Source organism: Nocardia sp. JW2 (assembly GCF_051843015.1).
Lineage (GTDB): Bacteria > Actinomycetota > Actinomycetes > Mycobacteriales > Mycobacteriaceae > Nocardia > Nocardia coubleae.
Window position 1 is genome coordinate 1 of sequence record NZ_JBPXLK010000060.1, and the last position, 1,458, is coordinate 1,458.

Annotated in this window: 1 protein-coding gene and 2 tRNA genes; 1 reads left to right on the top strand and 2 read right to left on the bottom strand. The window is 67.6% G+C overall.

Translation table 11 applies throughout. From position 1 onward, the window contains the following. Nucleotides 1-221 precede the first annotated feature (221 nt). The gene (locus tag ACSVDM_RS30770) at nucleotides 222-1,205 is read left to right on the top strand and encodes an NADPH:quinone oxidoreductase family protein (RefSeq protein ID WP_439269167.1); all 984 of its coding nucleotides are present in this window, start codon (nucleotides 222-224) and stop codon (nucleotides 1,203-1,205) included. A gap of 46 nt (nucleotides 1,206-1,251) precedes the next feature. On the opposite strand, the gene ACSVDM_RS30775 is transcribed toward ACSVDM_RS30770, so the two are convergent. Together ACSVDM_RS30775 and ACSVDM_RS30780 are read right to left on the bottom strand one after the other, a co-directional pair. Continuing rightward, nucleotides 1,252-1,325, bottom strand: a tRNA-Phe gene (locus tag ACSVDM_RS30775). 58 nt (nucleotides 1,326-1,383) lie between these two features. After that, nucleotides 1,384-1,457 (bottom strand) — tRNA-Asp (locus ACSVDM_RS30780). Nucleotide 1,458: the final 1 nt, after the last annotated feature.

Sequence of the window (1,458 nt, forward strand, 5' to 3'; positions counted from 1 at the left end):
ACCCTGACGGGACTCGAACCCGCGACCTCCGCCGTGACAGGGCGGCGCGCTAACCAACTGCGCCACAGGGCCTTGCTGCTTTCTCGCGGGGCGACTGTACCCCGGCCGCTGCCGTTTCGGGAAACGCGCAGGTGGTGGTGGCTCTCCTCGATCTGCGATTGACACGACAACATTGGCGCGCCAAGCTAAGCAAGCGCTCATTTACCGTAAGGAGACGGCTCATGAAGGCTTGGCAGGTAGGCCAACTCGGCGAACCACGAGAGGTGTTGCGGTTCAACGAGATCGACGACCCGGTTGCCGGCGTGGGACAACTGCTGGTGCGGGTGCTCGCCGCACCGGCCAACTTCCCCGACGTGCTGCTGTGTCGTGGGCAGTACCAGGTGAAGCCGCCGCTGCCGTTCACCCCCGGTGTGGAACTGTGCGGTTCGGTGGTCGCGGTCGGTGACGGCGTCACCGGGTTCGCGGTCGGTGACCGGATCGTCGGCACCACCGACCTGCCCGGCGGCGCCTTCGCCGAGATGGCGGTACTCGACGCGGCCAACGCCTTCCCCGCCCCCGAAGCACTCGACGACGCCGAAGCGTCCGCCCTGTGCATCGGCTACCAGACGAGCTGGTTCGCCCTGCACCGGCGCACCCGATTGCGAGTCGGGGAAACCCTGCTCGTACACGCCGCGGCCGGTGGCGTCGGCAGCACCGCCGTGCAGCTCGGAAAGGCCGCGGGCGCCACCGTGATCGGTGTGGTCGGCGGTCCGGACAAGGCCGAGTACTGCCGCGAACTGGGCGCCGATCTCGTCATCGACCGGCACACCTCGGACTTCGTGCCGATCGTCAAGGAGTTCACCGGCGGGCGCGGCGCCGACGTCGTCTACGACCCGGTCGGCGGCGACGCCTACGCCAAGTCGACCAAATGCATCGCCTTCGAGGGCCGCATCCTGGTGATCGGCTTCGCCGGCGGCACCATCCCCCAACCGGCCCTGAACCACGCCCTGATCAAGAACTATTCGATCATCGGCCTGCATTGGGGCCTCTACAAGCAATACAACCCGCAGGCGATCCGCGACTGCCACGACGAACTGACCCGGCTCGCCGCCGCGGACCAGCTGAAGCCGCTGATCAGTGAACGCCTGTCGCTGAGCGACGTGCCCGAGGGCCTCGGCAGGCTCGGCGACGGCACGACGGTGGGCCGCCTCGTCTTCCACCCCTGAACGCGAAAATCCCCTCGACCAGATGCTCTGGTGAGGGGATCTTTTGTGGCCAGGGCCGGGATCGAACCGGCGACCTTCCGCTTTTCAGGCGGACGCTCGTACCAACTGAGCTACCTGGCCGCAGGCACCCGTACGGAATGCCATACGCGAAGCGCCGGATTGCTCCGGCGCTTACTTGCGACCCTGACGGGACTCGAACCCGCGACCTCCGCCGTGACAGGGCGGCGCGCTAACCAACTGCGCCACAGGGCCT

What these genes read in the sequence shown, in the direction of transcription:
- ACSVDM_RS30770 (WP_439269167.1), top strand. Translation starts at nt 222, where the DNA reads ATGAAGGCTTGGCAGGTAGGCCAACTCGGCGAACCACGAGAGGTGTTG.